The 21257-nt window shown below is 61.7% G+C and carries 22 protein-coding genes and 1 pseudogene; 10 read left to right on the top strand and 13 right to left on the bottom strand.

The window, feature by feature from the left end; genetic code table 11:
* Window positions 1–78 precede the first annotated feature (78 nt).
* The gene (gmk, locus tag AC1M7R_RS10400; protein WP_072390727.1) at window positions 79–699 is read right to left on the bottom strand and encodes a guanylate kinase; all 621 of its coding nucleotides are present in this window, start codon (window positions 697–699) and stop codon (window positions 79–81) included.
* Window positions 700–711: 12 nt separating this feature from the next.
* Window positions 712–1575, bottom strand: coding sequence for a YicC/YloC family endoribonuclease (locus tag AC1M7R_RS10395; RefSeq protein WP_072458527.1), 864 nt, complete (start codon window positions 1573–1575; stop codon window positions 712–714).
* A gap of 262 nt (window positions 1576–1837) precedes the next feature.
* On the opposite strand from AC1M7R_RS10395, the gene rph reads away from it, so the two are divergent.
* Both rph and AC1M7R_RS10385 read left to right on the top strand, forming a co-directional pair.
* Window positions 1838–2560 (top strand): ribonuclease PH, encoded by a 723-nt coding sequence (gene rph / locus AC1M7R_RS10390; protein WP_003229494.1) that lies wholly within the window; start codon window positions 1838–1840, stop codon window positions 2558–2560.
* Between the two features lie 30 nt (window positions 2561–2590).
* Window positions 2591–2959: a DUF4870 domain-containing protein gene (locus AC1M7R_RS10385; protein WP_072390721.1), complete on the top strand. Its 369-nt coding sequence runs from the start codon at window positions 2591–2593 to the stop codon at window positions 2957–2959.
* Window positions 2960–3023: 64 nt separating this feature from the next.
* Here AC1M7R_RS10385 and AC1M7R_RS10380 read toward each other — a convergent pair whose 3' ends face one another.
* Together AC1M7R_RS10380 and crc are read right to left on the bottom strand one after the other, a co-directional pair.
* Complete coding sequence (locus AC1M7R_RS10380) at window positions 3024–3095, bottom strand: hypothetical protein (RefSeq protein WP_490610481.1); 72 nt, start codon at window positions 3093–3095, stop codon at window positions 3024–3026.
* Entirely contained in the window at window positions 3077–3856 is a 780-nt protein-coding gene (crc, locus tag AC1M7R_RS10375) for a catabolite repression control protein Crc (protein WP_072390719.1), read from the bottom strand. Before crc ends, AC1M7R_RS10380 begins: the two co-directional genes overlap by 19 nt.
* An 83-nt stretch (window positions 3857–3939) precedes the next feature.
* On the opposite strand from crc, the gene pyrE reads away from it, so the two are divergent.
* A complete protein-coding gene (gene pyrE, locus AC1M7R_RS10370; RefSeq protein ID WP_072390716.1) occupies window positions 3940–4584 on the top strand; it encodes an orotate phosphoribosyltransferase in 645 nt (214 codons plus the stop codon).
* Window positions 4585–4751: 167 nt separating this feature from the next.
* Here pyrE and argB read toward each other — a convergent pair whose 3' ends face one another.
* The 4 genes and pseudogenes from argB to coaBC all read right to left on the bottom strand — a co-directional run bounded on the left by argB (window position 4752) and on the right by coaBC (window position 9005).
* The gene (gene argB, locus AC1M7R_RS10365) at window positions 4752–5657 is read right to left on the bottom strand and encodes an acetylglutamate kinase (protein WP_053192101.1); all 906 of its coding nucleotides are present in this window, start codon (window positions 5655–5657) and stop codon (window positions 4752–4754) included.
* 24 nt (window positions 5658–5681) lie between these two features.
* Window positions 5682–7085 (bottom strand): annotated as a pseudogene (locus tag AC1M7R_RS10360) (phosphomannomutase/phosphoglucomutase); the annotation flags it as partial.
* A gap of 249 nt (window positions 7086–7334) precedes the next feature.
* Window positions 7335–7790 carry a dUTP diphosphatase gene (gene dut, locus AC1M7R_RS10355; RefSeq protein WP_072390710.1) on the bottom strand — a complete coding sequence of 152 codons (456 nt, stop codon included), beginning with the start codon at window positions 7788–7790 and terminating at the stop codon, window positions 7335–7337.
* A gap of 6 nt (window positions 7791–7796) precedes the next feature.
* Complete coding sequence (coaBC, locus tag AC1M7R_RS10350; RefSeq protein ID WP_072390707.1) at window positions 7797–9005, bottom strand: bifunctional phosphopantothenoylcysteine decarboxylase/phosphopantothenate--cysteine ligase CoaBC; 1209 nt, start codon at window positions 9003–9005, stop codon at window positions 7797–7799.
* 147 nt (window positions 9006–9152) lie between these two features.
* Here coaBC and radC point away from each other — a divergent pair, with 147 nt between their 5' ends.
* Entirely contained in the window at window positions 9153–9827 is a 675-nt protein-coding gene (gene radC, locus AC1M7R_RS10345) for a RadC family protein (protein WP_072390705.1), read from the top strand.
* Window positions 9828–9898: 71 nt separating this feature from the next.
* Here the strand turns inward: radC and AC1M7R_RS10340 are convergent, their stop codons facing one another.
* Window positions 9899–11488, bottom strand: coding sequence for an ABC transporter substrate-binding protein (locus AC1M7R_RS10340; RefSeq protein WP_072430957.1), 1590 nt, complete (start codon window positions 11486–11488; stop codon window positions 9899–9901).
* 438 nt (window positions 11489–11926) lie between these two features.
* Between AC1M7R_RS10340 and rpmB the strand changes: the two genes are divergently transcribed.
* Window positions 11927–12160: a 50S ribosomal protein L28 gene (gene rpmB / locus AC1M7R_RS10335; protein ID WP_007921114.1), complete on the top strand. Its 234-nt coding sequence runs from the start codon at window positions 11927–11929 to the stop codon at window positions 12158–12160.
* 11 nt (window positions 12161–12171) lie between these two features.
* Window positions 12172–12327, top strand: a complete 156-nt coding sequence (rpmG, locus tag AC1M7R_RS10330) for a 50S ribosomal protein L33 (RefSeq protein WP_003177274.1) — start codon at window positions 12172–12174, stop codon at window positions 12325–12327.
* A gap of 125 nt (window positions 12328–12452) precedes the next feature.
* Here the strand turns inward: rpmG and AC1M7R_RS10325 are convergent, their stop codons facing one another.
* Window positions 12453–12815 (bottom strand): cupin domain-containing protein, encoded by a 363-nt coding sequence (locus AC1M7R_RS10325; protein ID WP_072390701.1) that lies wholly within the window; start codon window positions 12813–12815, stop codon window positions 12453–12455.
* Window positions 12816–13049: 234 nt separating this feature from the next.
* On the opposite strand from AC1M7R_RS10325, the gene AC1M7R_RS10320 reads away from it, so the two are divergent.
* Both AC1M7R_RS10320 and AC1M7R_RS10315 read left to right on the top strand, forming a co-directional pair.
* Entirely contained in the window at window positions 13050–14543 is a 1494-nt protein-coding gene (locus tag AC1M7R_RS10320; RefSeq protein ID WP_072390699.1) for an aldehyde dehydrogenase, read from the top strand.
* Window positions 14544–14722: 179 nt separating this feature from the next.
* Window positions 14723–15865 (top strand): MFS transporter, encoded by a 1143-nt coding sequence (locus tag AC1M7R_RS10315; RefSeq protein ID WP_490610391.1) that lies wholly within the window; start codon window positions 14723–14725, stop codon window positions 15863–15865.
* Window positions 15866–15888: 23 nt separating this feature from the next.
* On the opposite strand, the gene AC1M7R_RS10310 is transcribed toward AC1M7R_RS10315, so the two are convergent.
* Together AC1M7R_RS10310 and AC1M7R_RS10305 are read right to left on the bottom strand one after the other, a co-directional pair.
* Window positions 15889–17457, bottom strand: a complete 1569-nt coding sequence (locus tag AC1M7R_RS10310) for a phospholipase D family protein (RefSeq protein ID WP_072390693.1) — start codon at window positions 17455–17457, stop codon at window positions 15889–15891.
* 60 nt (window positions 17458–17517) lie between these two features.
* Complete coding sequence (locus AC1M7R_RS10305) at window positions 17518–18951, bottom strand: aminotransferase-like domain-containing protein (protein ID WP_072390690.1); 1434 nt, start codon at window positions 18949–18951, stop codon at window positions 17518–17520.
* 178 nt (window positions 18952–19129) lie between these two features.
* Between AC1M7R_RS10305 and AC1M7R_RS10300 the strand changes: the two genes are divergently transcribed.
* Window positions 19130–19375 carry a DUF1127 domain-containing protein gene (locus tag AC1M7R_RS10300; protein ID WP_072390687.1) on the top strand — a complete coding sequence of 82 codons (246 nt, stop codon included), beginning with the start codon at window positions 19130–19132 and terminating at the stop codon, window positions 19373–19375.
* A gap of 68 nt (window positions 19376–19443) precedes the next feature.
* On the opposite strand, the gene AC1M7R_RS10295 is transcribed toward AC1M7R_RS10300, so the two are convergent.
* Window positions 19444–20757: an NAD(P)/FAD-dependent oxidoreductase gene (locus tag AC1M7R_RS10295; protein ID WP_072390684.1), complete on the bottom strand. Its 1314-nt coding sequence runs from the start codon at window positions 20755–20757 to the stop codon at window positions 19444–19446.
* A 146-nt stretch (window positions 20758–20903) separates the two neighbouring features.
* Here AC1M7R_RS10295 and AC1M7R_RS10290 point away from each other — a divergent pair, with 146 nt between their 5' ends.
* The gene (locus AC1M7R_RS10290; protein WP_072390681.1) at window positions 20904–21257 is read left to right on the top strand and encodes a YkgJ family cysteine cluster protein; all 354 of its coding nucleotides are present in this window, start codon (window positions 20904–20906) and stop codon (window positions 21255–21257) included.

Here is a 21257-nt window from a genome sequence, read left to right as displayed (position 1 = left end):
GCTGATTTTTTAACCAAACCCCTCGGCGCGCTGCGAGTACCAATGTAAGGCCGTCGCAACGGTTTTGGGAAGGGCTGTTCAGCCCAATAATTCAGCCAGCAATTTGCCGAAACGTTGTTGCTGGCGTTTCTGTTGCAGCTGGCTGGCGCGGAAAATCGCCTTGAGGTCGTCCAGTGCGTGGGCAAAATCGTCGTTGATGATCAGGTAATCGTAGTCCACGTAGTGGCTCATTTCGCTGACCGCTTCGCGCATCCGGCCTTCGATGATGTCGTCGCTGTCCTGGCCGCGATTGGTCAAGCGCTGGCGCAACGCTTCCTGGCTCGGTGGCAGGATGAAGATCGAACGGGCCTGGGGCATCAGCTTGCGCACCTGTTCGGCACCTTGCCAGTCGATTTCCAGGATCAGGTCGTGGCCTTCGTCCAGGGTCTGCTGCAAGAAGCTCTGCGAGGTGCCGTAGAGGTTGCCGAAGACTTCGGCACGCTCCAGGAAGTCGCCGTGCTCGGCCATCCTCACGAACTCTTCGCGGTCGACGAAGTGATAGTTCACGCCGTTCACTTCGCCCGGGCGCATGGCGCGGGTGGTGTGGGAGACGGAGACGCGGATCTGCGGCTCGGCGTCGATCAGTGCCTTGACCAGGCTGGTCTTGCCGGCGCCCGAGGGCGCGGAGATGATGTAGAGAGTGCCGGTGCTGTGGGTCATGTCGGGTTAGCCTTACTCAATGTTCTGCACTTGTTCGCGCATCTGCTCGATCAACACCTTGAGGTTGACCGCAGCCTGGGTACTGCGCGGGTCGAAGGCCTTGGAGCCCAGTGTGTTGGCTTCGCGGTTGAGCTCCTGCATCAGGAAGTCGAGGCGGCGGCCGGCCGCGCCGCCGGACTTGAGCACCCGGCGCACTTCGATGATGTGGGTGCTCAGGCGATCCAGTTCTTCGGCCACGTCGCTCTTCTGTGCGAGCATGACCATTTCCTGTTCCAGGCGCTGGGGGTCCAGCTCGGCCTTCATGTCGGTGAAACGGTCGAGCACTTTCTGACGCTGGGTGGCCAACATCTGCGGGACCAGTTCGCGCAGGGTCGCCACGTCTTCCTCGATGGAGGTCAAGCGTTCGTTGATCAGCCGGGCCAGTTCCGCACCTTCGCGCTCGCGCCCGGCCTTGAGCTCCTGCAATCCCTGGTTGAACAACGCCAGTGCCTCGGCGTTGAGAGCCTGGGGATCGCTGGCGTCACCCACCAGCACGCCGGGCCAGGCCAACACTTCCAGAGGGTTGAGGGCGGCGGGGTTCTTGATCAGGCTGGCGACGGTTTCGGCGGCGGCCACCAGTTGCGCGGCGCGTTCGCGATCTACCTGGAGGGTCTTGCCGGTATTTTCCTCGGTGAAGCGCAGGGTGCATTCCAGCTTGCCCCGGGACAGGCCCTGGCGCAGCGCTTCGCGTACGCTGCCTTCGAGGTCGCGGAAGGATTCAGGCAGGCGCAGGTGGGGCTCCAGGTAACGGCTGTTGACCGAGCGCAGCTCCCAGCTCAGCGTGCCTTGTGCGCCGGCTTTTTCGACGCGGGCGAAGGCGGTCATGCTGTGCACCATGGGGGTTCCTCGCAATGCAGGCTGGGCACGACGGTGGTCGTGAGGCCTGGAATCTGTGAATTAAAGCCGAAGGGCCGCAAAGGCGCAGGATTGTAGCGCAGTGGGGCGCATGCCCCAAACCGAGCATGTGACAAAGCGCTGCAGCCCGTCGGCCGGGCCCGGGAGAGGCTTCGCTCGTCGCACCGGTTTTTTAGAACTGCCCTCCGCAGGCTCACGGCTCTATAATGCCGGCAGTTTTCCGTCCTCTGTACAGGTGTCCCCTATGAAACGTCCAAGTGGTCGCGCTGCCGATCAGCTTCGCTCGATCCGCATTACCCGCAACTACACCAAACACGCCGAGGGATCTGTACTGGTCGAATTCGGTGATACCAAAGTCATCTGCACGGTGAGCGTCGAAAACGGCGTGCCACGGTTCCTCAAGGGCCAGGGTCAAGGCTGGCTGACCGCCGAATACGGCATGCTGCCGCGTGCCACCGGCGAGCGGAACCAGCGCGAAGCCAGCCGTGGCAAGCAGGGTGGCCGGACCTTGGAAATCCAGCGCCTGATCGGCCGTTCGCTGCGCGCCGCCCTGGACATGTCCAAGCTGGGCGATGTGACGCTGTATGTCGATTGCGACGTGATCCAGGCCGACGGCGGGACCCGCACCGCGTCCATCACCGGTGCCATGGTCGCGCTGGTCGATGCCTTGAAAGTCATCAAGAAGCGTGGCGGTCTCAAGGGCGGCGATCCTCTCAAGCAGATGATCGGCGCGGTGTCCGTGGGCATGTACCAGGGTGAGCCGGTGCTGGACCTGGACTACCTGGAAGACTCCGCCGCCGAGACCGACCTGAACGTGGTCATGACCAGCACCGGTGGCTTCATCGAGGTGCAGGGCACCGCCGAAGGCGCCCCGTTCCAGCCTGAAGAATTGAACGCTATGCTGGAGCTGGCGAAGAAAGGCATGAACGAGATCTTCGAACTGCAAAAGGCCGCACTGGCCGACTGATCGTGACACGCTTCAGACAAGGAGAGCGACATGAGTGATGAGCAAGTCCTGCTGCCTAAGCCAAGCCAGGAGGCACGTCAGTGGGCAATGTTTTGCCACCTGTCCGCCCTGCTGGGCATCGTGATTCCGTTCGGTACGCTGATCGGGCCCCTGGTGCTCTGGCAGGTCAAGCGCGAGTCTGACCCGTTCATCGATGCCCAGGGCAAGGAAGCACTGAACTTCCAGATCACCGTGGCGATCGCTTCGATGATCAGTTTCCTGCTGATGCTCGTGGTGATCGGTTTCTTCCTGTTCGGACTGATCGCCATTGGTGCGCTGGTGTTGACCATCATTGCCGGGGTCAAGGCCAACGAGGGGCAGCCGTATCGGTATCCGTTCACTTGGCGGCTGATCAAATAATGATCAGCTAGTCATTGATAGGGGAGGCGAGCAGGTTCGCTTCCCTTATCGAAAAAATGGTCGCTCACAAAAAAACCGACAGTTCTGTCGGTTTTTTTTGTGGCGGCCGGACGACACTCAGATCGTCAGCGTCCAGTCGTAGTCCACGATCAACGGTGCGTGCTGCGAGAACCGTGGCTGGCGGGGCAGGCGTGCGCTGCGTACGAAACGGCGCAAGCCTGGCGTCAGCAGCTGATAGTCGAAACGCCAGCCGAGGTTGAGCATCTCGGCCTGTTCGTTGTCTGGCCACCAGCTGTACAGGTCGCCTTCGCGGCTGACTTCACGCAGGGCATCGACATAACCCATGTTGCCGATGATCTCGTCCATCCAGGCCCGTTCCGGCGCCAGGAAGCCAGGCGATTGCTGGCTGTCGCGCCAGTTCTTGATATCCAGCTTCTGTTGCGCCACGTACAGCGAGCCACAATAGATGTACTCGCGACGTTTGCGCCGCTGTTTATCCAGGTAACGGGCGAAGTCGTCCATCAACTTGAATTTCTGATTCAAATCTTCATCGCCGTTCTGCCCCGACGGGAGCAGTAAGGTCGCGATGCTGACCTTGTCGAAATCGGCTTGCAGGTAGCGCCCGTAGCGGTCCGCCGTCTCGAAACCGAGACCGTTGATGACAGCCTTCGGTTGCAGCCGCGAGTACAAGGCCACGCCACCCTGGGCGGGGACTTCGGCATCGCAGGCATAAAGGAAGTAACCATCCAGTTGGAAGGCTGCATCGTCCAGTTCAAAGGCGGAGGCGCGGGTGTCCTGCAGGCAGATGACGTCGGCATTCTGTGCTTGCAGCCAACTGAGCAAACCTCGCTCCACTGCAGCCTGAATACCATTGACGTTCACACTGATGATCCGCATAAATGGCCCCAAAAATCACGTGCGTGTATGATACACGCCGTCTACCTATTTAGCTAAATCCGCGGTATCTGAGGCTTTTTTTCATGCAGGCGTATCAACGCGATTTCATTCGTTTTGCCATCGATCGCGGCGTTCTGCGCTTCGGTGAGTTCACCCTCAAGTCCGGGCGTACGAGCCCGTATTTCTTCAATGCCGGCCTGTTCAACAGCGGTTCGGCCCTGGCGCAGCTGGGGCGTTTCTACGCGGCGGCCATTGTCGAGAGTGGTATTTCGTTCGACGTCCTGTTCGGCCCCGCCTATAAAGGTATCCCGCTGGCCGCCAGCACCGCCGTCGCCCTGGCCGAACACCACGGCCGCGACCTGCCCTGGTGCTTCAACCGCAAGGAAGCCAAGGCCCATGGCGAAGGGGGCAGCCTGGTGGGCGCGCCGCTGACCGGTGACGTACTGATCATCGACGACGTGATCACCGCCGGCACCGCCATCCGCGAGGTGATGCAGATCATCGCTTCACAGGAAGGCGCCAAGGCCGCCGGTGTGCTGATCGCCCTGAACCGCCAGGAGCGCGGTAACGGCGAACTGTCGGCGATCCAGGAAGTGGAGCGTGATTTCGGCATCCCAGTGATCAGCATCGTGTCGCTGAATCAGGTCCTGGAGTTCCTGGCCGACGATCCGCAGCTCAAGCAGCATCTGCCGGCGGTGGAGGCCTACCGGGCGCAGTTCGGTGTTTAAAAGGCCTGTGCCAAGCCTTGTGGGAGCGTGCTTGCTCGCCATAGCGGCTTATCATTCAGCATTGATATTGACTGACCCACTGCTATCGCGAGCAAGCTCGCTCCCGCAATAGTCAAAAAAAGACCCCGCTCAACCCGTTGAGCGGGGTCTTTTTTTACCGATATCGCTTAAGGACGCTTGCGATTGCTGATCAACGTACCCACGCCGGTATCGGTGAAGATTTCCAGCAGGATGGCGTTCGGTACCCGGCCGTCGATGATCAACGAGCTGCCCACGCCGCCTTGTACCGCTTCCAGCGCGCAGCGGATCTTCGGCAGCATGCCGCCGTAGATAGTGCCGTCGGCGATCAGGTCGTCGACCTGTTGGGTCGACAGCCCGGTCAGGACCTTGCCCGACTTATCCATCAAACCGGCGATGTTGGTCAGCAACATCAGTTTTTCGGCCTTCAGGGCTTCGGCGACCTTGCCGGCCACCAGGTCGGCGTTGATGTTGTACGACTCTCCATTGGCGCCCACGCCGATCGGCGCGATCACCGGGATGAAGTCGCCCTTGACCAGCAGGTTCAGCAGGTCGGTGTTGATGCCGACCACTTCGCCCACGTGACCGATGTCGATGATTTCCGGCTGGGTCATTTCCGGTGTCTGGCGGGTAACGGTGAGTTTCTTCGCCCGGATCAGCTCGGCGTCCTTGCCGGTCAGGCCGATGGCGCTGCCGCCATGGCGGTTGATCAGGTTGACGATGTCCTTGTTGACCTGGCCGCCGAGGACCATTTCCACCACATCCATGGTCTGCGCGTCGGTGACGCGCATGCCATCGATGAAGTGGCTTTCGATCGACAGGCGCTTGAGCAGGTCACCGATCTGCGGGCCACCACCATGTACTACCACCGGGTTGATGCCCACGGCCTTCATCAGCACGATGTCGCGGGCGAAGCCGGTCTTCAGCTCCTCGCTCTCCATCGCGTTGCCGCCATATTTGATCACCAGGGTCTTGCCGACGTAGCGTCGGATATACGGCAACGCTTCGGACAGAACCTTGGCGGTATTGGTGGCGGCTTCGCGTTCGAGGGTCATTCAGGGCTCCGGAGCTTCAAAAAGTCAGAACGGTAGTTTGAGATCGGGTGCAACACGTTTGAGTTGGGTGTGGAACACATCCTTGATGCGCTGCAGTTCGGCTTCGTTATCGGCCTCGAAACGCAATACCAGCACCGGTGTGGTGTTGGATGCGCGAACCAGGCCCCAGCCATGGGGATAGTCGACCCGTACACCGTCGATGGTGGTCAGCTCGGCCCCTTCGCCCCATTGAGCGTCGTGCAGTGCATCAATGATGCTGAATTTGCTCTCTTCGGTCACATGGATATTGATTTCCGGCGTAGAAATATCGTTCGGGAAGGTCGCGAACAGCTCTTCGGCGCTCGCAGGCTCCTTGCTGAGGATCTCCAGCAGGCGCGCGGCACTGTAGATACCGTCGTCAAAACCGAACCAGCGCTCCTTGAAGAAGATGTGGCCGCTCATCTCGCCAGCCAGCAGGGCGCCGCTCTGCTTCATTTTCTTCTTGATCAACGAATGACCGGTCTTCCACATCAGGGGGCGACCACCATATTCCTTGATCAGCGGCACCAGGCGACGGGTGCATTTGACGTCGAAGATGATTTCCGCGTCGGGGTTGCGAGCCACCACATCCTTGGCGAACAGCATCAACAGACGGTCGGGGAACACCACGCTGCCGGTATTGGTCACTACGCCTACGCGGTCGCCGTCACCGTCGAAGGCCAGGCCCAGGTCGGCATTGGTTTCCTTGACCTTGGCGATCAGGTCTTCGAGGTTTTCCAGCTTGCCCGGGTCCGGATGGTGGTTGGGGAAGTTGCCATCCACGTCGCAGAACAGCGGGATGACCTCGCAGTTCAGGGCTTCGATCAGTTGCGGGGCGATCACGCCGGCCGCGCCGTTGCCGCAATCGACCACCACTTTCAGGCGACGGGCGAGTTTCACGTCCTTGACGATTTCGTCGTTGTAGCGCTCGAGGATATCGACCTTGGTCACGCTGCCCTTGCCGCTGCTCAGGTCGTTGGTCTTGAGGCGGGTATGCAGGGCCTGGATCTGCTCGTTGGCAAGGGTGTCGCCAGCGATCACGATCTTGAAGCCGTTGTAGTTGGACGGGTTGTGGCTGCCGGTGAGCATCACGCCCGATTTACCTGCCAGCACATTGGCGGCGTAGTACAGCGCAGGGGTCGGGACCAGGCCCACGTCGCTGACGTGGCAGCCGCTGTCGGCAATGCCCTTGATCAGTTGTTCGACCAGTTCGGGGCCGGACAGGCGGCCATCGCGACCGACGCATACGTTGGGTTCGCCTTGGGCCAGGCTCTGGGAACCGATGGCACGACCGATCCAGTAGGCGGTTTCGGCGGTCAGCGTCTCCGGCACCACGCCACGGATGTCGTAGGCGCGGAAGATGCTGTCAGGGAAGATCGGGGCGATTGCGGCTGGGGTGTTCATGGACGGGGCGCTCTATCAGAAGGTGACTGGACAGGCCGACGGACAGCGTCGGCAGGCTCAAGCTGAAGGGTATGACGGCGTTTTTGACAGAGAGTTCGTGGTGGGAAAGTGCCATGAGACAGCGTTACCCCGGCCTCGCACGCCTAATACATTGATTCCGGATGGGAAACCTAGCAGAAAGCCATTGCGCATTTTTTGCCCTGAAACAGAAGCTTAATAAACCGGCCGGGCAGGACGCCCGGCCGATCTCACCGGTCAGTGGCTGCCCGAGTGCCCGAAACCGCCTGCGCCGCGCTGACTCTCGTCGAATTCCTCGACCAGTTCGAAGTGGGCCTGGACCACCGGTACGAGCACGAGTTGGGCGATGCGTTCGCCCACCGCGATGTTGAATGTCGTATGGCCACGGTTCCAGCACGAGACCATCAGCTCACCCTGGTAGTCGGAATCGATCAGGCCCACCAGGTTGCCCAGCACGATACCGTGCTTATGACCCAGGCCCGAACGCGGCAGGATCAGAGCGGCCAGGCCCGGATCGCCGATGTACACCGACAAACCGGTGGGAATCAGCAGGGTCTGGCCTGGTTCCAGGATGGTGTCCTGCTTGAGCATGGCCCGCAAGTCGAGACCGGCGGAGCCCGGTGTGGCGTACTGCGGCAGCGGGAATTCGCTGCCGATGCGGGGGTCGAGGATCTTGGCTTGTAGAGCGTGCATGGAAAATTAAACCTGGTTCAGCCGTTCGGCGATAAAAGTGATCAGTTGGCGGGCGATCTTGCCCTTGCTGGTCTGGGCGAAAAGGGTGGCGTGCAACTGGCGGTCGATCACGCTGCAGGCGTTTTCTTCGCTGTTGAAGCCGATGCTCGGGTTGGCGACGTCGTTGGCGACGATCAAGTCCAGATTCTTGTCCTTGAGCTTGCGCGCGGCGTAATCGAGCAGGTTTTCGGTTTCGGCGGCGAAGCCGACGCTGAAAGGGCGGTCGGGACGGGTGGCGATGGTGGCAAGAATATCCGGGTTGCGGACCATTTGTAATAACAGGCCGTCGCCGCTTGTAGGGTCTTTCTTCAATTTTTGTGGGGCGACGACCTCGGGACGGTAGTCCGCAACCGCCGCCGAGGCGATGAACAGGTCGCAAGGGATGGCCGCTTCGCAGGCCGCCAGCATGTCCCGGGCGCTGACCACGTCGATGCGGGTCACCCGGTCCGGCGTCGGCAGGTGCACCGGGCCGGTGATCAGGGTGACCCGGGCGCCGGCTTCCACGGCGGCTTCGGCCAGGGCGAAGCCCATTTTCCCGGAGCTGTGGTTGGTGATGTAGCGCACCGGGTCGATGTTTTCCTGGGTGGGGCCGGCGGTGATCAGCACGTGTTTGCCGGTCAGCGCCTGGCGCTTGAAGCAATCGGCGGCGCATTGGGCCAGGTCGGTTGCTTCGAGCATGCGACCCATGCCGACATCCCCACAGGCCTGGCTGCCGGAGGCCGGGCCGAAGACTTTCAGGTCGCGGCTTTCGAGCAGTTGCAGGTTGGCCTGGGTGGCCGGGTCGCGCCACATGGCCTGGTTCATCGCCGGCGCGACCGCGACCACCGCGTCGGTGGCGAGCACCAGGGTGGTCAACAGGTCGTCGGCGATGCCTTGGGCCAGGCGGGCGATCAGGTCGGCGGTGGCCGGTGCGATCAGCACCAGGTCGGCCCACTTGGCCAGCTCGATATGCCCCATGGCGGCTTCGGCCGCCGGGTCGAGCAGATCCAGGTGGACCGGGTGCCCGGACAGGGCCTGCATGGTCAGCGGAGTGATGAACTCACTGCCGCCGCGGGTCATGACGACCCGTACTTCCGCGCCCTGGTCGATGAGTCGGCGAACCAGCTCGGCGCTCTTGTAGGCGGCAATGCCGCCGCCGACGCCCAGAACGATGCGTTTCCGATACAGCCGCTGCATAGGCCTGCCTTTCGATTTCAGTGGTCAGTGCAAGGCGAACCTCTTGGCAACCGCTTGCCAGGGTGCAAATCGCCTGCAAAAAAGATGGGCTACGATATCACAGCGTCCGCTATGGAACAGCGGCGCACCACTGACCAGGGAGGTCCTATGAGTATTCGTGATTGGCCGGCGGCCGAGCGGCCCCGGGAAAAGTTGTTGGAGTTGGGCCCGGCGAGTCTTTCCGACGCCGAGTTGCTGGCGATTTTCCTGCGAACCGGTGTTTCGGGCAAAAGCGCGGTGGACCTCGCTCGACACCTGCTGCGGCAATTCGGTTGCCTGCGCGTGCTGCTGGAGGCCGACCTGCGAACGTTCAGCGCGCAGTTGGGCCTGGGGCCGGCGAAATTCGCGCAATTGCAGGCGATCCTGGAGATGGGACGCCGGCACCTGGCCCAGGATCTGCGCCGCGCGTCGGTGCTGGAGAGCCCGTTGGCCGTGCGTGATTACCTCAAGGCCATGCTGCGCCATGAACCCCATGAAGTGTTCGGTTGCCTGTTCCTGGATTCGCGACACCGGGTGCTGGCCTACGAAGCGCTGTTTCGCGGTTCAATCGACAGCGCCAGCGTCTATCCGCGGCAAGTGGTCAAGCGCGCCCTGGCCCACAATGCCGCCGCGCTGATCCTGTGTCACAACCATCCTTCGGGCAACACCGAGCCGAGCCAGGCCGACCGGGTCCTCACCGAGCGCCTCCAGGAGGCGCTGGAACTGATCGATGTGCGGGTGCTCGATCATTTCATCGTGGGCGACGGGGAGCCGCTGTCCATGGCGGAGTCTGGGTGGATGTGAGGCGGTGGCAAGCTGTCAGCTTCAAGCCGCAAGTCCAGGGCAGGGTGTGATCTGAGCTTGCGGCTTGCGGCTTACGGCTTGAGATTGACCTTCGAGTAATCCTGTCGACCAAACGGGCTGACCGCGTAACCCTGGACTTCCTTGCGAGCCAGCGCGAAGGCGGTGGGGTGCGCCAGGGGCAGCCATAGGGCCTGTTGCTGGATCTGTGCCTGGGCCTGCTCATAGAGCTTGGTGCGCACGCCCTGTTCGCTGGTGGTCTTGCCGGCTGCGATCAGCTTGTCCAGGTCGGCATTGCAATAGCGAGCGAAGTTGGTGCCGGACTTGACCGCCGCGCAGGAAAACTGCGGCGTGAGGAAGTTGTCCGGGTCGCCATTGTCGCCGGCCCAGCCCATGAACAGCAGGTCGTGCTCGCCGGCCTTGGCGCGGCGGATCAACTCGCCCCATTCGATCACGCGGATCTCGGCCTGGATGCCGATTTCCGCCAGGTCCGATTGCAGCAGTTGTGCGCCGAGGCTGGGGTTGGGGTTCAGCAGGCTGCCGGAAGGTCGGGTCCAGATCGTCGTCTTGAAACCGTCCTTCAGGCCCGCCTTGGCCAGCAGGTCGCGGGCCTTGGCCGGGTCATGGGCGTAGCCGGGCAGGTTCTTGGCGTAGCTCCAGGTGTTTGGCGGGTAAGGGCCGTTGGCCGCCTGGGCGGTGCCTTCGAAGACGGTCTTGAGGTAGCTGCCCTTGTCGAAGGCGAGATTGATGGCCTGCCGGACCTCGGGTTTGTCCAGCGGTGGGTGCTGGCTGTTGATCGCTACGAAAGCGGTCATGAAGGCGTCGGTCTGTTCCACTTTCAACGTCGGCTCCTGTCGGGCGGCCTGTACGTCGAGCGGCTTGGGCGAGAGGGCGATCTGGCATTCGTTGCGTCGCAGTTTCTGCAGGCGCACGTTCGCATCTGGCGTGATGGCGAAGACCAGCGGGTCTACCTGGGGCTTGCCGCCGAAATAGTCGCTGTTGGCCTTGTAGCGGATCGAAGCATCCTTCTGGAACCGGTTGAAAATGAACGGGCCGGTGCCGATGGGCTGGCCGTTGAGTTTTTCCGGCGTGCCGGCCTTCATCAACTGGTCGGCATATTCAGCCGAATAGATCGAGGCGAACCCCATGCTCAAGGTGGCCAGGAAGGTCGAGTCCGCGTGGTCAAGGGTGAAGCGCACGGTCAGCGGGTCGAGGGCGTCGATCTTCTTGATCAGCGCCGGCAGTTGCATGGATTGGGCGTGGGGGAAACCGCTCTGGGCGACTTTATGCCAGGGGTTGGCCGGATCCAGCATGCGCTCGAAACTGAACTTCACGTCCTCGGCGGTCAGCTCGCGGTGCGGAGTGAAATATTCGGTGCGATGGAATTTGACCTTGGGCCGCAGCTTGAACACATAGGTCAGGCCGTCGGGCGAGATATCCCACTGTTCGGCCAGGCTGGGGACCACCTTGCCGCTGGCGGTGTCGAAATCCACCAGTCGGTTCATCAGGACGTCGGCCGAGGCGTTGGTGGTCGTCAGGGAGTTGTATTGGACGACGTCGAACCCTTCCGGGCTGGCTTCGGTGCAGACGCTCAGGGCAGCGGCCTGGGCCAGGGGGCTGGCCAGCAGGGGGACGAGCAACAGTGATAGGGCAGCGAGGCGCATGAGCAGGTTCCTTGTGCAGGTCGGAGGCCCATCTGCGAGTGCAGTCTGGAAAAGGCCTACCCTAGTGGGCTCGTTGGCAAATGACTATCCCCTTTTTGCTTTTTCCGGCAGGCTTTGCAGGTCAATTGATGAGGCGAAACCCACTGGCGGTTGAAAAAACCTCAATCCAGCGACGAGCGGTCATGGGTCTCGCCAGCCTTTGCCCCAGTGATCCGGGGCTGCAGGCCTATGCATTCTCATGAAGACAAATCACACGGGCTGTTGTTGCACCGAGGTCTTTCTGGTATAAAGCAGCGCTCTTTTCTAGGGGCCCGGTTCCTTCACTGTAGGTGTAGCCGGTAAGACCCTTAAAGAAACGCGGCGCCTGGCGCCAAATGACTGAGAGATTAAGCGGCCAACCCATGCCGGGTTGGGCATGTGGTTTTAGAGGGCTGAGGCATGTCTAGAGTCTGTCAAGTTACCGGTAAGGGTCCGGTGACTGGGAATAACATTTCCCACGCAAACAACAAAACCCGTCGTCGTTTCCTGCCGAACCTGCAGCATCACCGCTTCTGGGTTGAGTCCGAGAAACGTTTTGTACGTCTGCGCGTATCTGCCAAGGGCATGCGTATCATCGACAAGCGCGGCATTGATGTCGTGCTGGCCGAACTTCGCCGCGATGGCAAGGTTTAAGGGAGCTAATCATGCGTGAATTGATTCGTTTGATCTCGAGCGCCGGTACTGGTCACTTCTACACTACCGACAAGAACAAGCGTACTACCCCGGACAAAATCGAGATCAAGAAATATGATCCGGTTGTTCGCAAGCACGTGATCTACAAGGAAGGCAAAATCAAGTAATTGATTTTTCCTTCTTACGAAAAAGGCCCGTATCGCGAGATACGGGCCTTTTTTGTTGCTTGTCGGATCAGGAGCGCACCGCAATACCTGTCCGCCGTGAGGTCAGGCCCGCAAGACTCCCATCCTCAAGCCTTCTGTTCGAACACCACGTAGATCTTGCGGCACGGTTCCAGCACTTCCCAGGTACCCTTGAAACCTGCCGGGATCACGAAGCGGTCGCCGGCCCGCAAGGTCTTGGCATTGCCTTCCTGGTCTCGTAGTACGGATACGCCCTGGACGATCTCACAGTATTCATGCTCGGTGTAGTTGACGGTCCACTGACCGACGGCGCCTTCCCACACGCCAGCATTCATCTGCCCGCAAGGGCTGTTGTAGTGGTTGAACACGGCCTGCTCGGGGTCACCCTTGAGGACCTTGGCCGGATCCGGGCGATAACGGTCGGCGGCGGTGCTGGCCTGACTGAAGTCGACGATGTCCTGGATGTTCATTTGCGTAATCCCTGGTGAATGCCTGGAAGGTTCCGAGTCTATGTTTATTAAAATGAACATCGCAAGGCCGTTTACTGGCCTTGTGTCAAATATATTGAAACTTGAGGGGCGGCTGGTTTAGGGTGGCGGGTGCCCTGTGCCAAAAACGTATGCCGCGAATAGGCTGGCCGGGCAGAATTCTTGAGCGCTGCGCGCAGCACGGCGTTTATTTTCCAATAAGAGGAGGACACTCGCATGACCACCCTGACTCGTGCCGACTGGGAACAGCGTGCCCGCGATCTGCGCATTGAAGGCCGCGCCTTCATCAATGGCGAATACACCGATGCAGTGTCCGGTGAAACCTTCGAGTGCGTCAGCCCGGTCGATGGCCGTTTGCTGGGCAAGATCGCCAGCTGCGACGTTGCCGATGCCCAGCGAGCCGTAGAGAACGCACGCGCCGTCTTCAATTCCGGCGCCTGGTCGCGCCTGGCGCCGAGCAAGCGCAAAGCCACCATGATTCGTTTCGCCGGCCTGCTCAAGCAGCACGCCGAAGAGCTGGCCCTGCTCGAAACCCTGGACATGGGCAAGCCTATCAGCGACTCGCTCAACATCGACGTTCCCGGTGCGGCCCAGGCATTGAGCTGGAGCGGCGAAGCCATCGACAAACTCTATGACGAAGTGGCCTCGACCCCGCACGACCAACTGGGCTTGGTAACCCGCGAGCCGGTGGGTGTCGTGGGAGCTATCGTGCCGTGGAACTTCCCGCTGTTGATGGCCTGCTGGAAGCTGGGCCCGGCGCTGTCCACCGGTAACTCGGTGGTACTCAAGCCCTCGGAAAAATCCCCGCTGACCGCTATCCGTATCGCCGCCCTGGCTGTCGAGGCGGGCATTCCGAAAGGCGTGCTGAACGTGTTGCCCGGCTATGGTCATACCGTAGGCAAGGCCCTGGCCCTGCACATGGACGTCGATACGCTGGTGTTCACCGGTTCCACCAGGATCGCCAAGCAGTTGATGATCTATTCCGGCGAATCCAACATGAAGCGCATCTGGCTGGAGGCCGGTGGCAAGAGTCCGAATATCGTGTTCGCCGATGCCCCGGACCTGCAGGCCGCCGCCGAAGCGGCCGCCAGCGCCATTGCCTTCAACCAGGGCGAAGTCTGCACCGCCGGCTCGCGCCTGCTGGTGGAGCGCTCCATCAAGGACACTTTCCTGCCCCTGGTGATCGAAGCCCTCAAGGGCTGGAAGCCGGGTAATCCACTGGATCCGGCCACGACGGTCGGTGCGCTGGTGGACACCCAGCAGATGAACACCGTGCTGTCCTACATCGAGGCCGGTCATGGCGATGGTGCCAAGCTGGTGGCTGGCGGCAAGCGGATCCTGGAAGAAACCGGTGGCACCTACGTCGAACCGACGATTTTCGACGGTGTGAGCAATGCCATGAAAATCGCCCAGGAGGAGATCTTCGGCCCGGTCTTGTCGGTCATCGCCTTCGACACCGCCGAGCAAGCCATCCAGATCGCCAACGACACGCCCTATGGCCTGGCGGCGGCGGTATGGACCCGGGACATCTCCAAGGCCCACCTCACCGCCAAGGCCCTGCGGGCCGGCAGCGTGTGGGTAAACCAGTACGACGGCGGCGACATGACCGCGCCGTTCGGTGGCTTCAAGCAGTCGGGCAACGGACGCGACAAGTCGCTGCATGCGTTCGATAAATACACCGAGCTGAAGGCGACCTGGATCAAGCTCTGACAACGAAGACCCCGCGCTTCATGTAGCCCGGGTCCCTTGTGGGGGCGAGCTTGCTCGCGATAGCGGTAAGGCAGTCGACGACTCTGTTGAATGTTGCGCCGTCATCGCGAGCAAGCTCGCTCCCGCATTTGTTTTGGGCGAACACTGAAAAGCGAATAACTGTCCACAGGAGCGTGGAAATGCGTTGGGCGACTTATTTCGCCGTGTTGTCGTCAGTCCTGAGCGTCGGCCTGGCCCTGGGCGTAAGCATGCCGCTGGTGTCGCTGCGCCTGGAGAGCTGGGGCTATGGCTCGTTTGCCATTGGAGTGATGGCGGCCATGCCGGCCGTGGGAGTGTTGCTCGGTGCCAAGGTGTCGAGCCGCCTGGCGGCGCGTTTCGGCACGGCGGCCTTGATGCGCCTGTGCCTTTGGGGCGGCGCGGTGTCCATCGGGATGCTGGCGCTGTTGCCCAGCTATCCGGTATGGCTGGTATTGCGGTTGTTGATCGGTGTGGTCCTGACCCTGGTGTTCATTCTGGGTGAGAGCTGGATCAACCAGTTGGTCGTTGAACAGTGGCGGGGCCGACTTGTGGCGCTGTATGGCAGCAGCTACGCCTTGAGCCAACTGTCTGGTCCGTTGCTGCTCGGCGCCTTGGGCACCGAGCACGATTACGGCTTCTGGGTGGGCGTAGCCCTGCTGCTGGTCTCGCCGCTGTTATTGCTTGGCCGTAGCGGTGCTCCCAGCAGCGAAGCCTGCAGCGTTACGCTCAGGGATCTATGGGGTTTCTGCCGGGGCTTGCCCGCGATTGCCTGGGCCGTGTCGCTGTTCGCCGCGTTCGAGGCGATGATCCTGACGCTGTTGCCGGTGTATTGCCTGCGCCAGGGGTTCAGCGCCGATATCGCCCTGGCGATGGTCAGTACGGTGGTTGTGGGTGATGCCTTGTTGCAACTGCCCATCGGAGCCTTGGCCGATCGGTTGTCGCGCCGCTCGCTGTTCACCGGTTGCGCGGTGGCGCTGACCTTGTCCAGCCTCGCTGTTCCATTGTTGATCGAAACCTTGCTGATCTGGCCCCTGTGGGTGCTGTTCGGTGCCAGTGCGGGCGGATTGTTCACCTTGTCCTTGATCCTGATCGGCGAGCGTTATCGCGACGATGCGCTGGTGCGGGCCAATGCCCATGTCGCCCAGCTGTGGGGAATCGGTTGCTTGATCGGCCCCTTGGTGGCGGGCGCGGGCAGCCAGTGGATCAGCGGCCATGCACTGCCCTTGTTCATGGCCGTGGGAGCGTTCGGGCTGGTGATCCTGTTGTTGCGCCAGGGAGCGTTTGGCACCGCGCAGACCGCCTGAATCCTGCAAGCGCGACACAGCGCCTACAGCATTCGCTCCAGTCCCACGGTGGTGGCGAACCAGGCGTTGAAGCGTCGCCACCAGCTACCCGGCTCGCTGTCCAGGTCGTGCAGTTTGCCGTTGTCCTCGGTGCTCCACACGAGCCTGCCATCCTTGAGCCGGGCTTGATAGCTGAGCGGCGGCGCCATGCCTTGCAAGGCCAGCTCACGCACTTGGCCGGCAAGTTCCGGGCTGTCCACCAGGACGCCTACCTCGGTGTTCCACAGCACTGAGCGCGGGTCGAAATTGAAAGACCCGATGAAGGACTTCTGCCGGTCGAAAATGATCGCCTTGCTGTGCAGGCTGGAATCCGATTCGCCGTAGGACTTGCTGTAGAACAGGTGGGGGCTGCTGCCTCCGGTATCCCCGGGTTGGCGGCGCAGTTCGAACAGGCGTACCCCATGCTCCAGCAACGCCCTGCGATAGGGCGCATAACCGCCATGCACCGCGGGTACATCGGTGGCTTCCAGTGAGTTGGTCAGCAGGCTCACCGAGACTCCGGCATCGGCGCGGCTGGTGAGGTACACCAGCCCTGGCTGACCGGGCACGAAATAGGCCGAAATCATGATCAGTTCGTCCTGCACCCCCGTCAGCTCCGGTCCCAACTGCGTGGTCAACAGCAACTGCGGATCCGGCTCGTCCTTGGCCAGCACTTTGCTGGGGGCGTCCCACAATGCCTGGTTCCAGGCCCAGATCAACTGAGTGCGCCAGATATCCAGGCGTGGCTGAGTCCTGTAGGTGGTCAGCTGTCGGTACAGCGCCTGGTTCTCCTTGTGCGTCTGTTCCAGGGACTCCTGCAGGCGTTGGCGACTGTTGGCCAGGTCCTGGGCGGTGGGGCGATGGGACAGGAATTGCTCGATGGGCTTGCTCAGGGCACTGTTCCAGTACTGGTCGAAGCTGTGTCCCAGCTGTTCGGCTACCGGGCCGACGCCTAGCAGGTCGATGTCGGTGAAGTTGAGGTTGGGCTCGGCATCGAAATATTCATCCCCCAGGTTGCGCCCGCCGACGATCGCCATGCTGTTGTCCGCCAGCCAGAGCTTGTTGTGCATCCGCCGATGCTGCAACGACAGGTTGAACAGGCGCCCCAGGCCACGGGTTACACCGGTGGCGCGCCCCAGGTGCAGCGGGTTGAACAGGCGGATCTCGATCTGTGGATGTGCGGCGAGGGTGGCGATGATTTGCTCCTGGCCGTCGCTGGTGGTGTCGTCCAGCAGGATCCGCACTCGCACGCCGCGGTCGGCGGCCTTGAGCAACTCATCCACCAGCATCCGCGTGCTGATGCCGTCGTGCACGATGTAGTACTGCAAATCCAGGCTGCTCTGGGCCTGGCGAATCAGCTCGGCGCGGGCGGAGAAGGCGTCGGCGCTGTCGGACAGCAGGCGGAACCCCGAGCGCCCCTCGTGCGGGGCGGCCTGGCTCTGGACCGAGCGGCCGAAGGAAGACTGTGAGGCCGGCAGCGCCTGGGACGGCTCGCGAGTGACATCAAGACTGGCGCAGCCACCCAACAGCGAGGCGATTAACAGTAGAGCAGTCAGGATCGGTCTGGGTCTCACGTAGGAGCGTTCCGCAAGTTGGCATCTATCGGCTGTCGGGTGCTGCTTCCCTGCGTAAGTTCAGACGACGTCGCGTTGGCTTTCGTTCAACAACGCGATGGCGGCCGCACCGACCCTGCGCACGGCTTCTTCGATCTGTGCCGTTGGTTTGGCAGCGTAGTTCATCCGCAGGCAATTGCGGTATTTGCCCGACGCGGAAAAGATGCTGCCGACGGCGACCTGTACGCCCTGGTCGTTCAGGACCCGGTTGAGCTTCAGCGTATCGAAGCCTTCGGGCAACTCGACCCACAGCATGAAGCTGCCCCGCGGGCGACTGGCCCGGGTGCCCGGCGGAAAGTAGCGACTGACCCAATCGATCATCACGTCGCGATTGCGCTGGTACTGGGTGCGCATCCGGCGCAAGTGGGGTTCGAAATGCCCGGCCTTGAGGAACTCGGCGATGGCGATCTGCGGCTGCGGGGCGGTGGAACCGGTGCTGATGTATTTCATGTGCAGCACCCGTTCCAGATAGCGTCCCGGCGCTACCCAGCCGACCCGCAGGCCGGGTGCCAGGGTCTTGGAAAACGAACTGCAAAGCAGGACTCGGCCGTCTTCGTCGAAGGACTTGATCGTGCGTGGTCGTGGATAGGTGTAGGCCAGTTCCCCATACACATCGTCTTCGATAATCGCCACGTCGAAGCGTTGAGCCAGGGTCAGCAGGGCGCGTTTATTGGCGTCCGGCATGATATAGCCCAGCGGGTTGTTACAGCTGGGCGTCAACTGTATGGCCTTGATCGGCCACTGTTCCAACGCCAGTTCCAATGCATCCAGGCTGATACCGGTCAGTGGGTCGGTGGGGATTTCCAGTGCTTTCATGCCCAGGCCCTTGAGGGTCTGCATGGCGCCGTGAAAGCTGGGGGAGTCTACCGCGACGATATCGCCTTGCTCGCAAGTGGCGCGAATGCTGACCGACAGCGCCTCGTGGCAACCGGTAGTGACGATCAGGTCACCCGCCCCGAGTGTGCAGCCGCAAGCCAGTAACAGGCGGGCGATCTGCTCGCGCAGTGCCAGGTTGCCGTAGATATTGTCGTAATACAGCCCCGGCATATCCTGCCGGCGGCTGATTTGCGCCAGGCTGCGCAGCAGCGGTTTCATGGTCGGTGAGTGGATATCCGGCATGCCGCGCCCCAGCTGTACCACGTCCTTGCGCGGTACCGCACGTATCAGTTCAAGCACCTGGTCCCATTGGGAGATGTCCACCGGACGCTGGGCCGGGCGGCCAACCGCCGGCAGCTCGGGCAATTCTCGGCTGACCGGCACGAAATAACCGGACTTGGGCTTCGGCATCGCCAGGCCGCTGTCTTCCAATACGCGGTAGGCCTGCTGCACCGTACTCAGGCTGACCCCGTGCTCCACGCTCAGGGCCCGCACCGACGGCAGCCGGTCGCCCGGACGATAGAAGCCCTGTTCGATGCGAGTGCCGAGCAATTCGGCGAGGTTCACGTAGAGGGTCATGGCGTACTCTCGATAGAGGTGAGAACGATACCGATACAGTTGGCCGGGAAAAACAGGATTCAGTGACGGAAAAGCCTTATCTGTATGTTTCTAAAAGACAATGGTTGAATCTGTATTGCATTTGGCCGTCCGCGCATCATGAAAGCTCTGGCTACCCAAGTAAACAGGAGCGATGAAAATGAACGGCTTGAGCGATGTACGGCTGGCGCTGCACGGTCAGGAACTCCAGGCGGGGCAGGAAAGGGAGTTGCGCAATCCAATGTTGCGCAGCGGGCCTGCCTGCCTGAGCCGCTGGGGCCTGTTCTGGCATCGCTTGCATACACGCAAGGCCTTGCTGGAGCTGACGCCCGAACAGTTACGGGATATCGGGTTGACGCGTGAACAGGCGAGGGAGGAGGGGCTCAAGCCATTCTGGCGGCTTTGAGCAATCGCTCGCCAAGCGCAGACGGGGATGGCGAGAGTCTGGATGCCCTCGCCACACCCCACCATGGATCAGACCAGCTCTTTCATCCTGTGCCACAGCATGCCCAGCGCCAGCAGCGGCGAGCGCAAGTATTTGCCGCCGGGGAAGGTGATATGGGGCACCCGGGCGAACAGATCGAACCTGCCGCTTTGTTGCCCGCTGATGGCCTCGGCCAGCAACTTGCCGGCCAGGTGCGTGGCATTCACCCCATGGCCTGAGTAAGCCTGGGCGAAATACACATTGGGTTGATCCTTCAGCCGGCCGATCTGCGGCAGGCGATTGGCGCCGATGCCGATCATCCCACCCCACTGATAATCGATTTTCACATCAGTCAGTTGCGGGAAGACCTTGAGCATCTTCGGACGCATATAGGCGCCGATGTCCTGCGGATCCCGCCCCGAATAATGACAGGCGCCGCCGAACAGCAAGCGTCGGTCCGCCGAAAGCCGATAGTAATCCAGCGCCACTCGCTGATCGCAGACAGCCATGTTCTGTGGCAATAGACGCTGTGCCAGGTCCTCGCTCAGGGGTTGTGTGGCAATGATGTAGCTGCCGGCCGGCAGCACCTTGCCGCTCAGTTCCTGGTTGAGGCCATTGAGATAGGCATTGCAACCCAGGACCAGGGTCTTGGCGCGGACCGAGCCCTGTTGTGTATGTACCGTCACTTCCGGGCCGTAGTCGATGCGCGTGACCGCCGATTGCTCGAACAGGCCGACCCCCAGGCGCTGTGCCGCATCGGCTTCGCCCAGGGCCAGGTTCAGCGGGTGCAGGTGGCCCGAGCCCATGTCGATCAGGCCACCCACGTAGCGATCCGAACCCACTACGCTGTGCATCTCGTGGGCCTGCAGCAGTCTCGTTGTGTGGCGATAACCCAGGGCGCGCAATTCTTCGGCGTCTTCGGCGAAACCTTCCAAGTCGGCAGGTTTGTTGGCGAGGTCGCAATAACCCCAGGTCAGGTCGCAAGGAATCTGAAAACGCTCGATGCGTTGTCGGACGATTTCTACCGCTTCCAGGCCCATGAGTTTCATCTCGCGCACGCCATCGGCCCCGATGACCGGGGCGAACTGATCGAGGCCATGGCCGACGCCACGGATCAACTGGCCGCCGTTACGCCCGCTCGCCCCCCAGCCGATCTTGTGTGCCTCCAGCAAGATGACGCTCATGCCGCGCTCGGCCAGTTCGATGGCGGTGTTCAGCCCGGAAAACCCGCCGCCGACCACGCACACATCCGCCATCCGCTCGCCTTGCAGCACTGGGTGGTCCGGCTGTGGCAGGCTGCTGGCGGCGTAATAGGAGGCGGCGTGTGCGTGGCTCGGGACAGCTTGCTGAACACGGGCGTTCATGTGCGTAATCCTGATTGTCATGTTTGAGAAATTTTACGGAGCATAAGCCGCGACTTCGCTCATGGGCAACATCGGTCGGCCGACGCTGTCTGGCCCACTGCTTTTAAGGCAGAATCCCGAACTGTCTCGCCTTGGTAGCCGTTTCGATGAGTTGCAACAGTCAAAAAATCCGCACGCTGCGCCAGCAGATCCCGTCGTTCGAATGTGTGCCGGGCTGCCATGACTGCTGCGGACCGGTGACGACGTCCCCCGAGGAAATGGCCCGTCTGCCGCGCAAGACCCGGGCCGAACAGGACGCCGCCCTGGAAGCGCTCGATTGCGTTCACCTGGGACCGAACGGTTGCACCGTCTATGACGAGCGACCGTTGATCTGTCGGCTGTTCGGCACCACGGCGAGTCTGCCATGCCCCAATGGCCGGCGCCCGGTGGAGCTGATTCATCCGCGGGTCGAACAGCAGATCCATGAGTACATGGCCAGCAATCGGCAGGTATTGGTTTGA

The sequence above is a fragment of the Pseudomonas sp. MS01C9 genome, from assembly GCF_058202755.1.
The sequence above is the reverse complement of the archived record's forward strand: the minus strand, read 5'-3'. Positions and strand labels throughout refer to the sequence as shown.

What these genes read in the sequence shown, in the direction of transcription:
- gmk (WP_072390727.1), bottom strand. Translation starts at nt 699, where the DNA reads ATGACCCACAGCACCGGCACTCTCTACATCATCTCCGCGCCCTCGGGC.
- AC1M7R_RS10395 (WP_072458527.1), bottom strand. Translation starts at nt 1,575, where the DNA reads ATGGTGCACAGCATGACCGCCTTCGCCCGCGTCGAAAAAGCCGGCGCA.
- rph (WP_003229494.1), top strand. Translation starts at nt 1,838, where the DNA reads ATGAAACGTCCAAGTGGTCGCGCTGCCGATCAGCTTCGCTCGATCCGC.
- AC1M7R_RS10385 (WP_072390721.1), top strand. Translation starts at nt 2,591, where the DNA reads ATGAGTGATGAGCAAGTCCTGCTGCCTAAGCCAAGCCAGGAGGCACGT.
- crc (WP_072390719.1), bottom strand. Translation starts at nt 3,856, where the DNA reads ATGCGGATCATCAGTGTGAACGTCAATGGTATTCAGGCTGCAGTGGAG.
- pyrE (WP_072390716.1), top strand. Translation starts at nt 3,940, where the DNA reads ATGCAGGCGTATCAACGCGATTTCATTCGTTTTGCCATCGATCGCGGC.
- argB (WP_053192101.1), bottom strand. Translation starts at nt 5,657, where the DNA reads ATGACCCTCGAACGCGAAGCCGCCACCAATACCGCCAAGGTTCTGTCC.
- dut (WP_072390710.1), bottom strand. Translation starts at nt 7,790, where the DNA reads ATGCACGCTCTACAAGCCAAGATCCTCGACCCCCGCATCGGCAGCGAA.
- coaBC (WP_072390707.1), bottom strand. Translation starts at nt 9,005, where the DNA reads ATGCAGCGGCTGTATCGGAAACGCATCGTTCTGGGCGTCGGCGGCGGC.
- radC (WP_072390705.1), top strand. Translation starts at nt 9,153, where the DNA reads ATGAGTATTCGTGATTGGCCGGCGGCCGAGCGGCCCCGGGAAAAGTTG.
- AC1M7R_RS10340 (WP_072430957.1), bottom strand. Translation starts at nt 11,488, where the DNA reads ATGCGCCTCGCTGCCCTATCACTGTTGCTCGTCCCCCTGCTGGCCAGC.
- rpmB (WP_007921114.1), top strand. Translation starts at nt 11,927, where the DNA reads ATGTCTAGAGTCTGTCAAGTTACCGGTAAGGGTCCGGTGACTGGGAAT.
- rpmG (WP_003177274.1), top strand. Translation starts at nt 12,172, where the DNA reads ATGCGTGAATTGATTCGTTTGATCTCGAGCGCCGGTACTGGTCACTTC.
- AC1M7R_RS10325 (WP_072390701.1), bottom strand. Translation starts at nt 12,815, where the DNA reads ATGAACATCCAGGACATCGTCGACTTCAGTCAGGCCAGCACCGCCGCC.
- AC1M7R_RS10320 (WP_072390699.1), top strand. Translation starts at nt 13,050, where the DNA reads ATGACCACCCTGACTCGTGCCGACTGGGAACAGCGTGCCCGCGATCTG.
- AC1M7R_RS10315 (WP_490610391.1), top strand. Translation starts at nt 14,723, where the DNA reads ATGCGTTGGGCGACTTATTTCGCCGTGTTGTCGTCAGTCCTGAGCGTC.
- AC1M7R_RS10305 (WP_072390690.1), bottom strand. Translation starts at nt 18,951, where the DNA reads ATGACCCTCTACGTGAACCTCGCCGAATTGCTCGGCACTCGCATCGAA.
- AC1M7R_RS10300 (WP_072390687.1), top strand. Translation starts at nt 19,130, where the DNA reads ATGAACGGCTTGAGCGATGTACGGCTGGCGCTGCACGGTCAGGAACTC.
- AC1M7R_RS10295 (WP_072390684.1), bottom strand. Translation starts at nt 20,757, where the DNA reads ATGAACGCCCGTGTTCAGCAAGCTGTCCCGAGCCACGCACACGCCGCC.
- AC1M7R_RS10290 (WP_072390681.1), top strand. Translation starts at nt 20,904, where the DNA reads ATGAGTTGCAACAGTCAAAAAATCCGCACGCTGCGCCAGCAGATCCCG.